Below are 15764 nucleotides of genomic sequence, written 5' to 3' on the forward strand. Positions count from 1 at the left end.
CCGGGGCGGGACGGCGCACCGGGACCGCACCCGCGCGTGAAGCGTGAGGCGATCGGACCCGGCGGGCACGCACGCGTGGGGCGCGATGCCACCCGACCCGGGGGGCACACGCGCGTGGGGCGCGATGCGATCGGCCCGGTGGGCATGCGGCCGCCGCGACCGACCGATCCCGGCCACCCCACCCGTGGCATGCGCCACAACGGCACGCAGACACCCGGCAGTCCGGTTGCCGCACCCCGTAACCTGTCCCCCATGGCAGAGCCAGTCGTGCGCATTCCGGATGCGAAGGTCGCCCTGTCGACTGCCTCGGTCTACCCGGAGTCGACGGCGACGGCCTTCGAGATCGCGGCACGCCTCGGCTACGACGGGGTCGAGGTCATGGTGTGGAACGACCCGGTCAGCCAGGACATCGACGCCCTCCGCAGACTCAGCGACTACCACCGCGTCCCGATCCTCGCCGTGCACGCCCCGTGCCTGCTCATCACGCAGCGCGTGTGGTCGACCGACCCGTGGGTCAAGCTCCAGCGGGCGCGCGCGGCGGCCGAGAAGCTGGGCGCGAGCACCGTCGTCGTGCACCCGCCCTTCCGCTGGCAGCGCCAGTACGCGCGCGACTTCGTCCGGGGGATCTGGCGGATGGCGGACGAGACGGACGTACGGTTCGCCGTCGAGAACATGTACCCCTGGCGCTACCGCGACCGCGAGATGCTCGCGTACGCGCCCGACTGGGACGTGACGAAGGACGACTACCGTCACTTCACGATCGATCTCAGCCACGCCTCCACCGCCCGTGCGGACGCGATCCACATGCTCGACCGCATGGGCGACCGGCTGGGCCACGTGCACCTGGCCGACGGCAACGGCTCCGCCAAGGACGAGCACCTCGTGCCCGGCCGTGGCGCGCAGCCCTGCGCCGAGCTGCTGGAACGGCTCGCGCTGAGCGGCTTCGACGGGCACGTCGTCATCGAGGTCAACACCCGGCGCGCGATGTCCAGCGCCGAACGCGAGGCCGATCTCGCGGAGGCCCTGGCCTTCACGCGCCTGCACCTGGCCTCGGCGGCGAAGGTGCCCCGCCGGTGACCGGCACCGCCGCGCGCCGCCGTGGCCGTCCCCCGCGCGCGGAGTCCGCCGACACCCGCGACCGCATCCTCGCCGCGGCCCGCGAGGAGTTCTCGGAGCGGGGCTACGAGAAGTCGACGGTGCGGGGCATCGCCAAGGCCGCCGGGGTCGACGCGGCGCTGGTGCACCACTACTTCGGCACCAAGGAGCAGGTCTTCGCGGCGGCCGTCGAGGTGGCCGTCGCGCCCGTGCTCGACGGGCCGGACGCGGTGGCCGACGCGCCGTTGGAGCAGGTCGGGGAACGGCTGACCCGCTTCATGTTCGGCGTCTGGGAGAACCCCACGACGCGCATGCCGCTGCTTGCGATCGTCCGCTCGGCGGTCAACAACGAGACCGCGGCGGCCGTCTTCCGCCGTCTCGTCGCCGCGCAGCTGCTGAGCCGTATCGCCGCCCGGCTCGACGTGCCGGACGCCGAACTGCGTGCCCAGCTGGCCGCCGCGCAACTGGTCGGCACGGCGATGCTGCGGTACGTGATCAAGGTGGAACCGCTGGCGTCGGCGGACGTGGAGCAGATCGTCGCGCGCCTGGCGCCGGTGGTGCAGGGCCACCTCACCGGACCCTGAGCGCGACGCGGCGCAGGGGTCGGCGCGACGGCCGGCACAAGGCGCGGCACGAGATGCACGTCCCGCATTCCGGACACCTCGTCCCGCCCCCTGGATGACCGGCGTACGCTCGAGGACAGCCCTACCTGTCTGAAGGAGCGAGCGACGATGCCCGAGCTGAGGTCCCGCACAGTCACCCACGGCCGCAACATGGCGGGCGCCCGCGCCCTTATGCGCGCCTCCGGTGTACCCGGTGCGGACATCGGCCGGAAGCCGATCATCGCGGTGGCCAACAGCTTCACCGAGTTCGTGCCCGGTCACACGCATCTCCAGCCGGTCGGCCGGATCGTCAGCGAGGCGATCACCGAGGCCGGCGGCATCCCGCGCGAGTTCAACACGATCGCCGTCGACGACGGCATCGCGATGGGCCACGGCGGCATGCTGTACAGCCTGCCCTCCCGCGACCTGATCGCGGACAGCGTGGAGTACATGGTCGAGGCGCACTGCGCCGACGCCCTGGTCTGCATCTCCAACTGCGACAAGATCACGCCGGGCATGCTCATGGCGGCCCTGCGCCTGAACATCCCGACGGTCTTCGTCTCCGGCGGCCCGATGGAGTCCGGCCGGGCCACCCTCGTCGACGGCACGGTCCGCACGCTCGACCTGGTCGACGCGATCTCCGACGCCGTGAACGACAAGATCTCCGACGAGGACATCCTCCGTATCGAGGAGAACGCCTGTCCGACCTGCGGCAGCTGTTCCGGCATGTTCACCGCCAACTCGATGAACTGCCTGACCGAGGCCATCGGCCTCTCCCTGCCCGGCAACGGCTCGGTCCTGGCCACCCACACCGCGCGCAGGCGGCTCTACGTGGACGCCGCCCGCACGGTCATGGACATCACCCGCCGCCACTACGAGCAGGACGACGAGACGGTCCTGCCGCGCAACATCGCCACCATCGCCGCGTTCGAGAACGCGATGGCGCTGGACATCGCGATGGGCGGCTCGACCAACACGATCCTGCACCTGCTGGCGGCGGCCCAGGAGGCGGGCGTCCCGTTCGGCCTGAACGAGATCGACGCGGTCTCCCGCCGGGTCCCCTGCCTGGCCAAGGTGGCGCCGAACGTCGCCAAGGACCGCACGTACTACATGGAGGACGTGCACCGCGCCGGCGGCATCCCCGCCCTCCTCGGCGAGCTGCACCGCGCCGGCCTGCTGAACGAGGACGTGCACTCCGTCCACAGCCCGTCCCTGGCGGACTGGATGAAGACCTGGGACGTCCGCGGCGGCTCGCCGAGCGCCGAGGCGGTGGAACTGTGGCACGCGGCCCCCGGCTGCGTCCGCTCCGCCGAGGCCTTCTCCCAGTCCGAGCGCTGGGAGACCCTCGACGACGACGCCGAGAACGGCTGCATCCGCTCCGCCGAGCACGCCTACTCCAAGGACGGCGGCCTGGCGGTCCTCAAGGGCAACCTCGCCGTCGACGGCTGCGTGGTGAAGACGGCCGGCGTCGACGAGTCGATCTGGACCTTCGAGGGCCCCGCGGTCGTCTGCGAGTCGCAGGAGGAGGCCGTCGAGAAGATCCTCAACAAGCGGATCACCCACGGCGACGTCGTCGTCATCCGCTACGAGGGTCCCAAGGGCGGCCCCGGCATGCAGGAGATGCTCTACCCCACCTCCTTCCTCAAGGGCCGCGGTCTCGGCAAGACCTGCGCCCTGATCACCGACGGCCGCTTCTCCGGCGGCACCTCGGGCCTGTCCATCGGCCACGCCTCCCCGGAGGCGGCCTCCGGCGGCACCATCGCCCTCGTCGAGGACGGCGACCGCATCCGCATCGACATCCCGAACCGCACGATCGAGCTGCTCGTCGACGAGACGGAACTCGCCCGCCGCGAGGAGGCGTTGAACGGGGTGTACGCCCCCTCGAACCGCGAGCGCAAGGTCTCGGCCGCCCTGCGCGCCTACGCCGCGATGGCGACGAGCGCCGACAAGGGCGCGGTGCGGGACGTGTCGAAGCTGGGCTGACGCCCGACCGAACGCCGAAGGGCCGCCTCCGTCGACCGGGGGCGGCCCTCCGCACGAGGTGAGGTCCGCGAGGCCCGGGAGACCCACGAAGCCCGGGAGACCCACGAAGCCTCGGAGACTCACGACGCTCGCGGAACTCACGGCGCCCGCGGAACCTGCGGAACCCGCGGAACCCGCGAAGCCCAGGAAGCTCGCGCACTCGCCTCACGAGCCTCACCAGCCCGCCGGATCACGCCCGTCCACCGCGAACACCGTCCCGTCGGGAGCCCCGGCGTACACCCGCCCCTCGGCCGCCTCGGGTGCGGGCAGCGTACTGACCACCTCGTCCGACCGCGCGCCGAGCCGCAGCTCTGTCTGGCCGACGAGCCTGCCCGCCTGGGCGTCGACGGCGAGGAGACGGCCGTCGGGAGCGCTGAAGAACACGTGCGTGCCGTCGACGGTCGGCACCGACCCCCTGCTCACGGCCGTCTGGAGGGACCACAGCCGCTTCTCCTCGCGGGTGTCGACGGCCACGAGGGAACCGTCGTACGTCATGAGGTAGACGCGGTCGCCGTCGACGGCCGCGGCCGGCTGCTGGAGCGCGACGGACAGCGCCACCCGCCGCGACTCCTTGGTCGCGGGGGAGAACCGGATCACGGCGTCCGCCATGCCGTAACCGCCGTCGCCGTCCTCGGCCAGCAGGACGACGCTGCCGTCCGCGGCGCCCACCGGCGTCACCGTCTCGTCGAACCGCTCGTCCCAGCGCACCTCTCCGGTGACGGGGTCCACCGCGGTGACCCGGGTCCGGCCCTCGCCGGAGGTGCTGGTCGCGTAGACCAGCTCGTCCCCGGGGAACGACACGAAGTAGGGATCGCCCGCCCCCGGGATCCGCCGGCTCCATCCGGTACGCCCGGACGCCGCGTCCACCCCGGTCACCGTGCCGTCGGCCGCCGTCAGCAACAGGGTCCCGCCCGCGTACCGGACGCCCCGGTACGTCGACACGTCACGCTCCCAGCGCATCCGCCCCGACGCCGGGTCGAGAGCCTCGACGCGCCTGCCCGAGTGCGTGAGCACATGCGCCAGCCCGCCCGCGACGACCGGCGCCCCGCGGGGCCTGTCCTCGGCGGACAGGGCGTGCCGCCACAGCACGCGCCCGTCGGACGCGCCGAGGGCGTACACCCACCCCGCCTGGACACAGAGCAGCCGCCGGGCGTCGTACACGCACTGCGGCAGCCCGTCGTCCCCCGCCGGGCGCGTCGCCCAGGGCGCGTGGACGCCCGCGGCGGACCGCGAGCCGCCCGTGTCCCGGGACGCCGCCCCGGCCGTGTCCTCGCCGAGCATCTGGACGGAGGCGAACCCGCCGCCCGTGACGAGCACCAGCGAGCCGAGGGCGAGCGCGACCCGCCGCCGGCCCCACCGCCGCACGCCCACCCGAGCCGCGCCGGGCCGGCCCGGCGAGGAGCCCGGAGAGCTCCCCGCCCCCGGGGAACCCGGTGCCTCGGCCGGCGGCTCCGGCCGCCCGGACTCCCGCACGTCGTCATCGGGCGAACGCTGTGCCGGTATGAACGCCTGCGTGTCGTACGAGGCCGCCACCGACCGCAGCTCCCGCATCAGCTCGTCGGGCGTCGGCCGGTCCTCGGGCTCCTTCGCGAGGCAGCGCAGCACCATCGGGGCCAGGCTCTCCGGCACCCCGGTCAGATCCGGCTCGTCGTGCACGACCTGGTAGGCGACGACGTAGGGGCTGTCCGAGTCGAACGGCCCCCGCCCGGTCGCCGCGTGCACCAGCACGGATCCCAGCGCGAACACGTCCGCGGCGGGCCCGACCTCCCGCGGCCGCCGGAACTGCTCCGGAGCCATGAACGGCGGTGTCCCGATCAACTTGCCCGTCTCGGTGCGCAGTTCGCTGTCCTTCGGCCGCGAGATGCCGAAGTCGATGACCTTCGGACCGTCCTCGGCGAGCAGGACGTTGCTGGGCTTCAGGTCCCGGTGCACCACCCCGACCCGATGGATGTCCCGCAGCGCCTCCGCGAGCCCGGCCATCAGCCGCCGCAACTCGCCCGCACCCATGGGCCCGTTCCGCTTCACGTGCTGCGACAGGGTCGGGCCGGGAATGAACAGCGTGGCCATCCAGGGCCGTTCGGCCTCCGGATCGGCATCGACGACGGGCGCGGTGAAGGCGCCGCTCACCCGCCGCGCGGCCGCCACCTCCTGCCGGAACCGCCCCCTGAACTCCGGATCCCGCGCGAATTCGGCGTGTACGACCTTCACCGCGACCTTCATGCCCGAGGTGCTGCGGGCCAGGTGGACCACGCCCATGCCGCCCGAGCCCAGGCAGGACTCCAGGTGGTAGTGACCGGCGTACTCCGGAAGTTCCGCTTCCGCGTCCGCTCCGGTGTCGTGCTGTGGCGCCATGGACCACCCCCGTGCTGTTCGTCCGCGCGCGCGACGCACGGAGCCTAGTCGATGACGCTCACGCGACCGAGGCGGCTTGCTGGCCTCCCCGTGCGAATCGTGTACATGTGTTTCATCTCGTGATTCCGGGGAATCAACGGGACCCCATGGCAGTCATGGGGTCCGACGGGGGAGGTTTTTTCATGTCTGTCGACCGCGTGGAAGAAGTGAAAGAGGCCCAGGCGGCCGGGGGCGGCGCCGAGGCGCAGGCCGTGACGGCGGCGCTGACGTACTACCCGGTGGCGCCCGGCGTCCGCCTCAACGTGCGCAGCGGACCGGCCACCAGCTACCCGATCGTGAAGGTGCTGCCCGAGGGCACGAAAGTACCGATCTTCTGCCAGACACCCGGCACCTCGGTCAGCGGCCCGTACGGCACGACGAACATCTGGGACAACATCGCCGACGGCCAGTTCGTCTCGGACGCGTACGTGAGGACGGGCAGCGACGGCTACGTAGCCCCCCGCTGCGCCTGACCCGACCGCGCGCTCCACCGCGCGCATCCCGCGCGCTCCACCGCGCACCCTGCCGGGGAGCCCGCCCGGCCCGGAGCCATAATCGTCCCGTGAGCGACGAGAACGGCACGCCGGACACCGATGCGGGTTCCCCGCAGACCGAGGCGGGTCCCTCCGGCCGGCCGGCCCACCCGGCCGGTGCCCCGGCCGCGGGCGCCCCCTCCGGGCCCCGCCCGGAGCCCCTCCGCTTCTTCGGGACCACCTGGGTGGACCACGACCACGGCTACCCGTTGCGCCGCGTCGGCGTGGCCGCCGGCTCGCTGGCCGCCGCGGTCGCCTCCTGCCTCGTCCTGCGCCTGGCCTACGAGGGCGTCGCGCTCGCCGGCACCGGCGGCTTCGTGACCGCGCTGGTCGTCGTCATGTTCGCGATCTCCAGCGCCCTGGCCTTCCGGAACACGTGGGAGGGCTTCACCGAGCGCCCCGACCCCGCCCGTCAGGCCTCCCTGCGCGGACTGCTGGCCATCGGCTTCGTCGGCTCCCTCCTCGCCTACTTCCTCCGCTCGCTCACGGAGGCCCCCGGCGAGAGGCTGCACCGCGAGGAGTACGAGGCGGCCCGCGCCGAGCACGAACGCCGCACCGCCCGCCGCACCCGCAACCCGTCGAAGAAGCGCCGCCGCTCCTGAGGACGCCCGCCGCACGGGCGACCCCGCTGATCGTGAAGCGGCCGGGCCACCGCGGTTCCACAGCGGCACCGGCCGACCGCCCCCGCGACGGCCCTCCGGCGCACCCGGCCCTCTGGCACCCCTCCACCCCCTCCCGCCACCATGGCCCTCATGACCCCCGCCTCCAGCACACCCAGGGCCCTCTCCTTCGACGCCGCCGCGGCCCAGTACGCCGCGAACCGCCCCTCCTACCCGGCGGCCCTCCTCGACGCGATCGAGGAGGCGGCGGACCGCCCGCTGTCCGGCGCGCGGGTCGCCGATGTCGGCGCCGGCACCGGGATCGGGACCGCCCTCCTGCACGCCCGCGGCGCCCGGGTCGTGGCCGTCGAACCGGGCGCCGGCATGGCGGAGCAGTTCCGCCGGGACCTTCCCGACGTGCCGATCGTGCGCGGGGACGGCAACCACCTCCCCCTCGCCGGTGCCTCCCTCGACTTCCTCACCTACGCCCAGTCCTGGCACTGGACCGACCCGGACCGCGCGATCCCGGAGGCCCTGCGTGTCCTGCGCCCGGGCGGCGCCCTCGCGCTCTGGTGGAACGCCGCCGCGCTCGACGTACCGTGGATCGACGCGCAGACGGCCCGCGTCGAGCGTCACTTCGGTCTCGACCGGGCCGTGGGCGGCAACGGCGACGGCACGCACGACGCTCTCGCCGCCTCCGCGGGCCGCCTCGACTTCGTGCGCCGCCGCGTCCGCTGGAGCCGTCGCGTCCCCGTCGACACGCACCTGGCGAACATCGGCAGCCACTCGCTGTTCCTGGTGCACGGCCAGGAGAGCACCGCCGCCTTCCTCGACGGGGAGCGTCGGCATCTCCTGGCCGTCTTCCCCGACGGCGTGGTCGAGGAGACCTACGACGTCGGACTGCTGCTCGCGATCCGGCCCTGACCTCGCGGCATCCGCCTGTCGCGGGCGGCGGCCCACCCCTCCAGGGCCGCCGCACACGCGTGATCCACATGCCGCAGCCCGGCCAGCTCCAGCCGTACCTCCCGGTCCCGGTGCAGGGTGTCCAGCGCGTGCAGGGCGTCCAGCAGCTTCGGCAGCCGCAGGAACGTCGCATGCCCCAGCAGCCGTACGACGATCCCGGCGTCACCCCGGTCCTCGGTCTCCACGCGCACCTGGCTGACCTCCCAGGCCGTCTTCGCCACGGCCAGCGCCAGCCCGACCAGCACCCCTTCGAACAGGTTGCCCACGACCACCACGACCGCCGTCACGCCCAGCACGGCCACCTCACCGCGATGCCCGCGCCACAACGCCCGCACCTCCCGGACGGGCACGAGGCCGCAGCCGACGTACAGGAGCAGGGCGGCCACCGCCGCGGCCGGCACCACCCCCGCCACCCCGAGCGCCGCGAGCACCCCTGCCACGACGACCGCCACCACCGGCGACCCCACGCGATGCGGTACCCGCGCGAACGACCACCGAGCCGACGCGACCAGCACGAGCGCCACGACGGCCCCGGTCACCCCCACCTCCGCCAGCCGTCCGAACTCCGCCACGTCCGGCAGCGCTACGGCACCTCCCGGTCCTCGTACCTCGACGCGCCGCACCTCCAGGTCGCACGCCCAGGTCACGGCCGCCGCCGACACCACGGCGATCAGCGGCGCCGGAACCAGCCGCGCACCCCACCGCCACCACCGCCACAGCAACGACAGGACCAGGGTGGCACCCCCCACCGACAACGCCACCGGATCCACCCGCTCGGGCAGGCCCGTCAGCCCGGCGACCTTCCCGAGCCCGCTCACCGGCACCACCGCGTCCCCGAGGGCGTACGCCTGCCCGGCGACCAGGACGAGTCCGATCCCGGCGAGCATCCCCCGTACGACCGCCACCGGCACGATCCGGAACCACCTCCCCCGCCGCACCAGCGAGGCGGTCAGTGCGCCGCCCAGGCCGGTGACCAGCACCGACTCGGCGGGGATTCCGCAGGTCAGGGCGACGCCCACGCACACGGGCAGCGCGACGAGAAGGACGACGGGAAAAGCCGGCAGTTCGGTTTCACGGACACCATGGCGCATGACGACGGCACCTCCGGTCGGGAACGGGAGATGCGTGGGCGCCGTGCCGGGGGAAGGCACGGCGAACTGAATCCCATTTTCATGAAATCGGCCGGCCGTGCACCGGGAACCGCCGATCGCCACACGAACGGGGAAGCGTGCGAGTGGAACCGCCTCGCCTCCCGTGCGCCGCCGTGCGCCCGCACCGCACGAAAGCGCCCCCGGCCGCTTGACGGCCGCCGTCCCGCGGAGAGATTATTCATCACATGATGAATTACAGGGCCCGAACCCCCGAACCCCCCGACGCCACGGGACCGGGCGACCCCACCCCGACCGCCCCCGCCGCCGTGCGCGCCGGTGCCCTCACCGTCGTCCGAGGCCCCCGCACGGTCCTGCGCACCCTCGACTTCGCGGTCCCGCACGGCCGGATCACCGGCCTCCTCGGCCCTTCGGGATGCGGCAAGTCGACGCTCATGCGGGCGATCGTCGGCACCCAGGCCAAGGTCACCGGCACCCTGGACGTACTCGGCCACCCGGCCGGCCACCCCACCCTGCGCACCCTCATCGGCTACGTCACCCAGGCACCGTCCGTCTACGACGACCTGTCGGTCCGTCAGAACCTCGACTACTTCGCGGCCGTCCTCGACCCCGGCCGCGCTGCCGCCGACCGCCGCCACGAAAACGTCACCCGCGCGATCGCCGACGTCGACCTGACCAGCCACACCGACACCCTCGCCGGCAACCTCTCCGGAGGGCAGCGCAGCCGCGTCTCCCTGGCCGTGGCCCTCCTCGGCACCCCCGAACTCCTCGTCCTGGACGAACCGACGGTCGGCCTCGACCCGGTCCTCCGCCGCGACCTGTGGAACCTCTTCCACGACATCGCCGCCTCCCGCGGCACCACCCTCCTCGTCTCCTCCCACGTCATGGACGAGGCCGAGCGCTGCCACCGCCTGATCCTCATGCGCGAGGGCGAGATCCTCGCCGACGGCACCCCCGACGAACTGCGCGCCCGCACCGGCTCGGACACGGTCGAGGCGGCCTTCCTGCACCTGGTCGACGAGGCGGCCGAAGCGACCCGCAAGAAGGAGGAGACCCGATGACCACGAACACCGGGCCGGCGCCCACCACCCCCACGGCCCCCCTCAACCTCTCCCGCACCACCGCCACCGCCGCCCGCGTCCTGCGCCAGCTGCGCCACGACCCCCGCTCGATCGCCCTGATGATCCTCGTCCCGTGCCTGATGCTGGTCCTGCTCCGCTACGTCTTCGACGGCAGCCCCCGCACCTTCGACAGCATCGGCGGATCCCTCCTCGGGATCTTCCCCCTGATCACGATGTTCCTGGTCACGTCCATCGCCACCCTGCGCGAGCGCACCTCGGGCACCCTCGAACGCCTCCTCGCCCTCCCCCTCGGCAAGGGCGACCTGATCGCCGGATACGCCCTGGCCTTCGGCGCCCTCGCGATCGTCCAGTCCGCCCTCGCCACCGGCCTGGCGCTCTGGTTCCTCGACCTGGACGTGACGGGCAGCCCCTGGCTGCTCCTCCTGGTGGCCCTGCTCGACGCCCTCCTCGGCACCGCCCTCGGCCTCTTCGTCTCGGCCTTCGCCGCCTCCGAGTTCCAGGCGGTCCAGTTCATGCCGGCGGTGATCTTCCCCCAGCTCCTCCTCTGCGGCCTCTTCGCCGCCCGCGACACCATGCACCCCGTCCTGGAGGCCATCTCGAACGTCCTCCCCATGTCCTACGCGGTCGACGGCATGAACGAGGTCCTCACCCACACGGACATGACGGCGAACTTCGTCCGCGACGTCCTCGTCGTGGCGGGCTGCGCCCTGCTGGTCCTCGGCCTGGGAGCAGCGACACTGCGCCGCAGGACGACATGACGGACCTGTGCCGGCCCGCCCGGGCCTGCCCCACGAGGGGACCTCGCGGACGAGGCGCGAAGAACGCCGGCAACGGGGCGGGGGCGCGGCCCGGGGAACGCCGGCAGCGGGACAGCGACGCGGGCCGGTGACGCGGGCCGAAGGACGGAGCGGGACGGGCGGGGGAGCGGCGGCGGGGACGGCCCGCACCGCCCACCCACCGGACAGCTCCCACCCCCGCACCGGCCCCGGTGCGAGGATGACCCCGGACGACGCAACCCCCCGGAGGACCCCGCCATGTCCCAGAAAGTCGCAGTCCTAGGCACCGGCAAGATCGGCGAAGCCCTTCTCAGCGGCATGCTCCGAGGCGGCTGGCCCCCCGCCGACCTCCTCGTCACCGCCCGCCGCGCGGACCGCGCCGAGGAACTCCGCGCCCGCTACGGCGTCACCCCCGTCACCAACGCCGAAGCCGCCAAGACCGCCGACACCCTCATCCTCACGGTCAAGCCGCAGGACATGGGCGCCCTCCTCGACGAGCTGGCCCCGCACGTCCCCGCCGACCGCCTCGTCATCAGCGGAGCCGCCGGCATCACGACCGCCTCCATCGAGGAGCGCCTCACCGCCGGTGTCCCCGTCGTCCGCGTCATGACGAACACACCCGCCCTCGTCGACGAGGCCATGTCCGTCATCTCCGCCGGCAGCCACGCCAGCGCCGACCACCTCGCCCACGCCGAGGAGATCTTCGGCTCCGTGGGCAAGACGCTCCGGGTTCCCGAGTCGCAGCAGGACGCCTGCACGGCCCTCTCCGGCTCCGGCCCGGCGTACTTCTTCTACCTGGTCGAAGCGATGACGGACGCCGGCATCCTGCTCGGTCTGCCCCGCGACAAGGCCCACGACCTCATCGTCCAGTCCGCGATCGGCGCCGCGACGATGCTCCGCGACAGCGGCGAACACCCGGTCAGGCTCCGCGAGAACGTCACCTCCCCGGCCGGCACCACCATCAGCGCCATCCGCGAACTCGAGAACCACGGCGTACGCGCCGCTCTCATCGCCGCCCTGGAGGCCGCCCGCGACCGCAGCCGCGAGCTGGCCGCCGGCACCAAGGACTGACGGCACGGGGCCCACCGCCCCCCGCCCCCCGCCCCACCGGGGGCGGTCACTTCGCCGCGTCCACCACCTCACCGGTGGTGACGACCCGCGCGAAGCCGCCCCCGTGTAGCGACACCGCCGACGCCCGCGCCACCTCGTCCGCGCTCAGCCGCCAGCCGAACGGCCCCTCCAGGTCGAACGTGTAGGTGGCGTCGTACGCGACCACGACGTCGTACCCCAGATTCCCGCCCATCCGCGCGGTCGTCTCCACGCACATGTTGGTCTGGATCCCGGCCAGCACCACCTGCGCCACCCCCCGCGCCTTCAGCCAGGCGTCCAGATCCGGCGTCCCGTAGAAGGCCGAGTTCACGGTCTTCGTGACGAACAGCTCGGCACCGGCACCCTTGCCCCTCCTCTCCTCCACGTACGTCTTGAAGCCGTTGCCCCCGTACCCCGGCCGCAACGGTGACTCCGGCTTGACCGAGTCGTGCCGCACGAACACGACCGGCCGTCCCGTGGCCTGCCACACGTCGATGAGCGTGGCGATGTTGTCGTCCGCACCGGGGTTGTTCCGAGGCCCCCAGAACCCGGCCTCCTCGAAGCCCTTCTGCACGTCCACGACCACCAGTGCTGCGTTCTCAGCGATGTCCATGCCCTCGATCCTGCCGCCGGGACGCCGCCCGTCCCAGAGGGCGAAAAGTCGACGATCGATGGTTTACTGCCACGCATGGAGCAGGGCGACACAGGCGGGGAACGACAGAACGCGTACCGGGTGGCACTCGTCGCCTTCCCCGGTGTCCGCGCCTTCGACGTCTCCGTCATCACCGAGGTCTGGGGCACCGACCGCACCGACCGCGACGCCCCTGCCTTCGACCTGCGCCGCGTCGCCCCCGACACCGCCACGCCCGTCCCCATGCGCGGCGGACTCAGCCTCCTCCCCGACCGCACCCTCTCCTGGCTGCCGCGCGCCGACCTGATCCTGGTCCCCGGCCTCGACGACCACGTCACCCCCGCACCACCACCCGTCCTCCAGGCCCTCCGCCGCGCCCACGCCCGCGGCACCACCATCGCCGCCCTCTGCGGCGGAGCCTTCACCCTCGCCCAGGCCGGCCTCCTCGACGGCCGCCGTGCGATCACCCACTGGAACCTGGTCGACCTGCTGCGCGCCCGTCACCCCGAGGTCACCGTCGTCCCCGACGCCCTCTTCATCGAGGACGACAACATCTGGACCGCCGCCGGCACCGCAGCCGGCATCGACCTCTGTCTCCACCTGGTCCGCCGCTCCCACGGTGCGGAAGCGGCCGCCACCATCGCCCGCTCGATGGTCACCGCCCCCTTCCGCACCGGCACCCAGGCCCAGTTCATCGAACACGCCACACCCCACACCGACCGCGACGCCGACGCCCTCGCCGCCGTCCGCGAACACGCGCTCCGCCACCTCCACGAACCGCTCACGGTCGCCGACCTGGCGGCTCACGCCGGCATGTCCCCGCGCACCTTCGCCCGCCACTTCACGGCGGCCACCGGCACCACCCCGCTTCGCTGGCTCCTCGACCAGCGCCTCGCCGCCGCCCAGAAACTCCTCGAACGCACCGACCTCCCCATGCCCGAGGTCGCCCGCCGCGCGGGTTTCGGCAGCGAGGTCACGATGCGCCAGCACTTCGCATCGCGCCTCGCCACCAGCCCACGCGCCTACCGCGCCGCGTTCAGCGCCGGCTCCGCCACCGCGGGCAGCAGCCCGACCGCCCGGTAGGCGGCATCCACGACCGGCCGGGCCATCGACCGCGCCCGCTCCGCACCATCCCTGAGCACCCCCTCCACGAACACCGGGTCGGCGCACAACTCCTGGTGCCTGGCCCGCACGGGCCGCAGCACCTCCACCACCGCCTCGGCGGTGTCCTTCTTCAAAGCGCCGTACGACTCGTACACGTCTGCCAGGGCCTGCGGGTTCCCGCCCGTGCACGCCGCGAGGATCTCCAGCAGGTTCGCGACGCCGGGCCGCCCCTCCCGGTCGTACACGACCTCCCGCCCGCTGTCGGTCACGGCCCGCACGACCTTCTTCCGTACGACGTCCGGCTCGTCCAGCAGGTAGACGATGCCGGGACCCGAGTCGTCGCTCTTGCCCATCTTCGACGTCGGTTCCTGGAGGTTCATGACCCGTGCCCCCACCGGCGGATGCGTGGCCCTGGGCACCACGAACGCCTGCCCGTACCGCTGGTTGAACCGCAGGGCCAGGTCCCGGGTCAGCTCCACGTGCTGGGCCTGGTCGTCTCCGACCGGCACCTCCTCCGTCCCGTACGCCAGGATGTCCGCCGCCATCAGCACCGGATAGGTGAGCAGCGACAGCCGCACGCTCCCGCCCCGCGCACGCTCCCGCGCGGCCTTCTCCTTGTACTGGATCATCCGGCGCATCTCGCCGTCGGTGGCCACGCACTCCAGCACGTACGACAACCGCGTGTGCTCGTCCACATGGCTCTGCACGAAGAGGGTGCACAACTGCGGATCCAGCCCGGCCGCGAGCAGCAGCGTCGCGGCCTGCCGACTCAGCCGGCGCACCCGCGCGGGGTCGTGGTCCACGGTGAGGGCGTGCAGGTCGACCACACAGAACAGCGCGTCCGCCCGATGCTGATCGACCTCGGCCCACTGCCGCATGGCCCCCAGGTAGTTCCCCAGCGTCAGATGTCCGGTCGGCTTGACCCCGCTGAAGACCCGCTTCATCTCTCCACCTCCTGGTCGAGGCCGTCGCGCCCGGCCGGCCGACCCCCGGAGGGAGAAACAGAAACGGCCGCCGAGGCGGCGGCCGTTGAGTGCGTACGTCAGTCCGGCCGCCGTCAGGCGGCCCACCACAGCTGGGCACTGCACGTATGCGTAGTCATGCGGACCAGCGTACGCCTCCGGGTGCCTCTGGGCCCTGGGTTGACACACCCCGGGCGCATACGTAGTGTTCTCCGAGTTGTCCGACGTGAGCGCCGACTCCGGTCGGTCCCCGGGCAGCCATTCCGCAAGTACCAACCACTCCTCGGCGAGCAGTCGATTCGTCTGCCGTCGTGTCATTGGCGTGTGTATTCGCGAAATGAGGAATCCGTGTTCGAAAGGACGCGGCCCCGATTGGCTTCGGGGCCGGGGAATCCGCTAAAGTCTCACTCGTCGGAACGGCCCAACAGCCGGGAAGGCAACCCCCTCTGACGGGGAATCGGGCCCGAAAAGATCTGATAGAGTCGGAACCGCCGGAAAGGAAACCGCGAGAGCGGGAGCCTGGAAAGCACCGAGGAAATCGGACCGGGAAACGGTCTGATAGAGTCGGAAACGCAAGACCGAAGGGAAGCGCCCGGAGGAAAGCCTGAGAGAGTCTCTCGGGTGAGTACGAAGGAAGCGTCCGTTCCTTGAGAACTCAACAGCGTGCCAAAAATCAACGCCAGATATGTTGATACCCCGTCCCCGGCCGTGATGGTCGAGGATGAGGTTCCTTTGAAGAATACACAGCGAGGACGCTGTGAACGGTCGGGCCTATTCCGCCTGGCCGTTCCGCTCTCGTGATGTGT

14 protein-coding genes are annotated in these 15764 nt (G+C 72.5%); 10 read left to right on the top strand and 4 right to left on the bottom strand.

Annotation, left to right across the window (positions count from 1 at the left end):
* The first annotated feature begins 252 nt into the window (after positions 1 to 252).
* The 3 genes from ACIP5W_RS24975 to ilvD all read left to right on the top strand — a co-directional run bounded on the left by ACIP5W_RS24975 (position 253) and on the right by ilvD (position 3680).
* Positions 253 to 1077 carry a sugar phosphate isomerase/epimerase family protein gene (locus ACIP5W_RS24975; RefSeq protein ID WP_401477626.1) on the top strand — a complete coding sequence of 275 codons (825 nt, stop codon included), beginning with the start codon at positions 253 to 255 and terminating at the stop codon, positions 1075 to 1077.
* The gene (locus ACIP5W_RS24980; protein ID WP_401477629.1) at positions 1074 to 1679 is read left to right on the top strand and encodes a TetR family transcriptional regulator; all 606 of its coding nucleotides are present in this window, start codon (positions 1074 to 1076) and stop codon (positions 1677 to 1679) included. Before ACIP5W_RS24975 ends, ACIP5W_RS24980 begins: the two co-directional genes overlap by 4 nt.
* Before the next feature lie 147 nt (positions 1680 to 1826).
* Positions 1827 to 3680, top strand: a complete 1854-nt coding sequence (ilvD, locus tag ACIP5W_RS24985) for a dihydroxy-acid dehydratase (RefSeq protein ID WP_401477632.1) — start codon at positions 1827 to 1829, stop codon at positions 3678 to 3680.
* A 213-nt stretch (positions 3681 to 3893) separates the two neighbouring features.
* Here ilvD and ACIP5W_RS24990 read toward each other — a convergent pair whose 3' ends face one another.
* Positions 3894 to 6071, bottom strand: a complete 2178-nt coding sequence (locus tag ACIP5W_RS24990) for a PQQ-binding-like beta-propeller repeat protein (RefSeq protein WP_401477635.1) — start codon at positions 6069 to 6071, stop codon at positions 3894 to 3896.
* 182 nt (positions 6072 to 6253) lie between these two features.
* On the opposite strand from ACIP5W_RS24990, the gene ACIP5W_RS24995 reads away from it, so the two are divergent.
* The 3 genes from ACIP5W_RS24995 to ACIP5W_RS25005 all read left to right on the top strand — a co-directional run bounded on the left by ACIP5W_RS24995 (position 6254) and on the right by ACIP5W_RS25005 (position 8166).
* Positions 6254 to 6583 carry an SH3 domain-containing protein gene (locus ACIP5W_RS24995; protein WP_401477638.1) on the top strand — a complete coding sequence of 110 codons (330 nt, stop codon included), beginning with the start codon at positions 6254 to 6256 and terminating at the stop codon, positions 6581 to 6583.
* An 89-nt stretch (positions 6584 to 6672) separates the two neighbouring features.
* Positions 6673 to 7245: an EamA/RhaT family transporter gene (locus ACIP5W_RS25000; protein ID WP_401477641.1), complete on the top strand. Its 573-nt coding sequence runs from the start codon at positions 6673 to 6675 to the stop codon at positions 7243 to 7245.
* A 150-nt stretch (positions 7246 to 7395) separates the two neighbouring features.
* Positions 7396 to 8166 (top strand): class I SAM-dependent methyltransferase, encoded by a 771-nt coding sequence (locus tag ACIP5W_RS25005; protein WP_401477644.1) that lies wholly within the window; start codon positions 7396 to 7398, stop codon positions 8164 to 8166.
* Here ACIP5W_RS25005 and ACIP5W_RS25010 read toward each other — a convergent pair.
* Complete coding sequence (locus ACIP5W_RS25010; protein ID WP_401477647.1) at positions 8130 to 9296, bottom strand: SulP family inorganic anion transporter; 1167 nt, start codon at positions 9294 to 9296, stop codon at positions 8130 to 8132. The genes ACIP5W_RS25005 and ACIP5W_RS25010 overlap by 37 nt on opposite strands.
* A 245-nt stretch (positions 9297 to 9541) precedes the next feature.
* Here ACIP5W_RS25010 and ACIP5W_RS25015 point away from each other — a divergent pair, with 245 nt between their 5' ends.
* The 3 genes from ACIP5W_RS25015 to proC all read left to right on the top strand — a co-directional run bounded on the left by ACIP5W_RS25015 (position 9542) and on the right by proC (position 12243).
* Positions 9542 to 10375 carry an ABC transporter ATP-binding protein gene (locus ACIP5W_RS25015; RefSeq protein ID WP_401477650.1) on the top strand — a complete coding sequence of 278 codons (834 nt, stop codon included), beginning with the start codon at positions 9542 to 9544 and terminating at the stop codon, positions 10373 to 10375.
* Positions 10372 to 11154, top strand: a complete 783-nt coding sequence (locus tag ACIP5W_RS25020) for an ABC transporter permease (protein ID WP_401477653.1) — start codon at positions 10372 to 10374, stop codon at positions 11152 to 11154. Before ACIP5W_RS25015 ends, ACIP5W_RS25020 begins: the two co-directional genes overlap by 4 nt.
* Before the next feature lie 276 nt (positions 11155 to 11430).
* On the top strand, positions 11431 to 12243 hold the full coding sequence (gene proC, locus ACIP5W_RS25025; RefSeq protein WP_401477656.1) for a pyrroline-5-carboxylate reductase: 813 nt from the start codon (positions 11431 to 11433) through the stop codon (positions 12241 to 12243).
* 46 nt (positions 12244 to 12289) lie between these two features.
* Here proC and ACIP5W_RS25030 read toward each other — a convergent pair whose 3' ends face one another.
* Positions 12290 to 12874: a cysteine hydrolase family protein gene (locus ACIP5W_RS25030; protein ID WP_401477659.1), complete on the bottom strand. Its 585-nt coding sequence runs from the start codon at positions 12872 to 12874 to the stop codon at positions 12290 to 12292.
* A gap of 75 nt (positions 12875 to 12949) precedes the next feature.
* On the opposite strand from ACIP5W_RS25030, the gene ACIP5W_RS25035 reads away from it, so the two are divergent.
* Complete coding sequence (locus ACIP5W_RS25035) at positions 12950 to 13975, top strand: GlxA family transcriptional regulator (protein ID WP_401477662.1); 1026 nt, start codon at positions 12950 to 12952, stop codon at positions 13973 to 13975.
* Here the strand turns inward: ACIP5W_RS25035 and trpS are convergent.
* Complete coding sequence (trpS, locus tag ACIP5W_RS25040; RefSeq protein WP_401477665.1) at positions 13915 to 14940, bottom strand: tryptophan--tRNA ligase; 1026 nt, start codon at positions 14938 to 14940, stop codon at positions 13915 to 13917. The two genes, ACIP5W_RS25035 and trpS, sit on opposite strands and share 61 nt — an antisense overlap.
* Positions 14941 to 15764 lie beyond the last annotated feature (824 nt).

This window comes from Streptomyces sp. NPDC088766 (assembly GCF_044750845.1).
GTDB lineage: Bacteria > Actinomycetota > Actinomycetes > Streptomycetales > Streptomycetaceae > Streptomyces.

What these genes read in the sequence shown, in the direction of transcription:
- ACIP5W_RS24975 (WP_401477626.1), top strand. Translation starts at nt 253, where the DNA reads ATGGCAGAGCCAGTCGTGCGCATTCCGGATGCGAAGGTCGCCCTGTCG.
- ilvD (WP_401477632.1), top strand. Translation starts at nt 1,827, where the DNA reads ATGCCCGAGCTGAGGTCCCGCACAGTCACCCACGGCCGCAACATGGCG.
- ACIP5W_RS24990 (WP_401477635.1), bottom strand. Translation starts at nt 6,071, where the DNA reads ATGGCGCCACAGCACGACACCGGAGCGGACGCGGAAGCGGAACTTCCG.
- ACIP5W_RS24995 (WP_401477638.1), top strand. Translation starts at nt 6,254, where the DNA reads ATGTCTGTCGACCGCGTGGAAGAAGTGAAAGAGGCCCAGGCGGCCGGG.
- ACIP5W_RS25005 (WP_401477644.1), top strand. Translation starts at nt 7,396, where the DNA reads ATGACCCCCGCCTCCAGCACACCCAGGGCCCTCTCCTTCGACGCCGCC.
- ACIP5W_RS25010 (WP_401477647.1), bottom strand. Translation starts at nt 9,296, where the DNA reads ATGCGCCATGGTGTCCGTGAAACCGAACTGCCGGCTTTTCCCGTCGTC.
- ACIP5W_RS25015 (WP_401477650.1), top strand. Translation starts at nt 9,542, where the DNA reads ATGATGAATTACAGGGCCCGAACCCCCGAACCCCCCGACGCCACGGGA.
- ACIP5W_RS25020 (WP_401477653.1), top strand. Translation starts at nt 10,372, where the DNA reads ATGACCACGAACACCGGGCCGGCGCCCACCACCCCCACGGCCCCCCTC.
- proC (WP_401477656.1), top strand. Translation starts at nt 11,431, where the DNA reads ATGTCCCAGAAAGTCGCAGTCCTAGGCACCGGCAAGATCGGCGAAGCC.
- ACIP5W_RS25030 (WP_401477659.1), bottom strand. Translation starts at nt 12,874, where the DNA reads ATGGACATCGCTGAGAACGCAGCACTGGTGGTCGTGGACGTGCAGAAG.
- ACIP5W_RS25035 (WP_401477662.1), top strand. Translation starts at nt 12,950, where the DNA reads ATGGAGCAGGGCGACACAGGCGGGGAACGACAGAACGCGTACCGGGTG.
- trpS (WP_401477665.1), bottom strand. Translation starts at nt 14,940, where the DNA reads ATGAAGCGGGTCTTCAGCGGGGTCAAGCCGACCGGACATCTGACGCTG.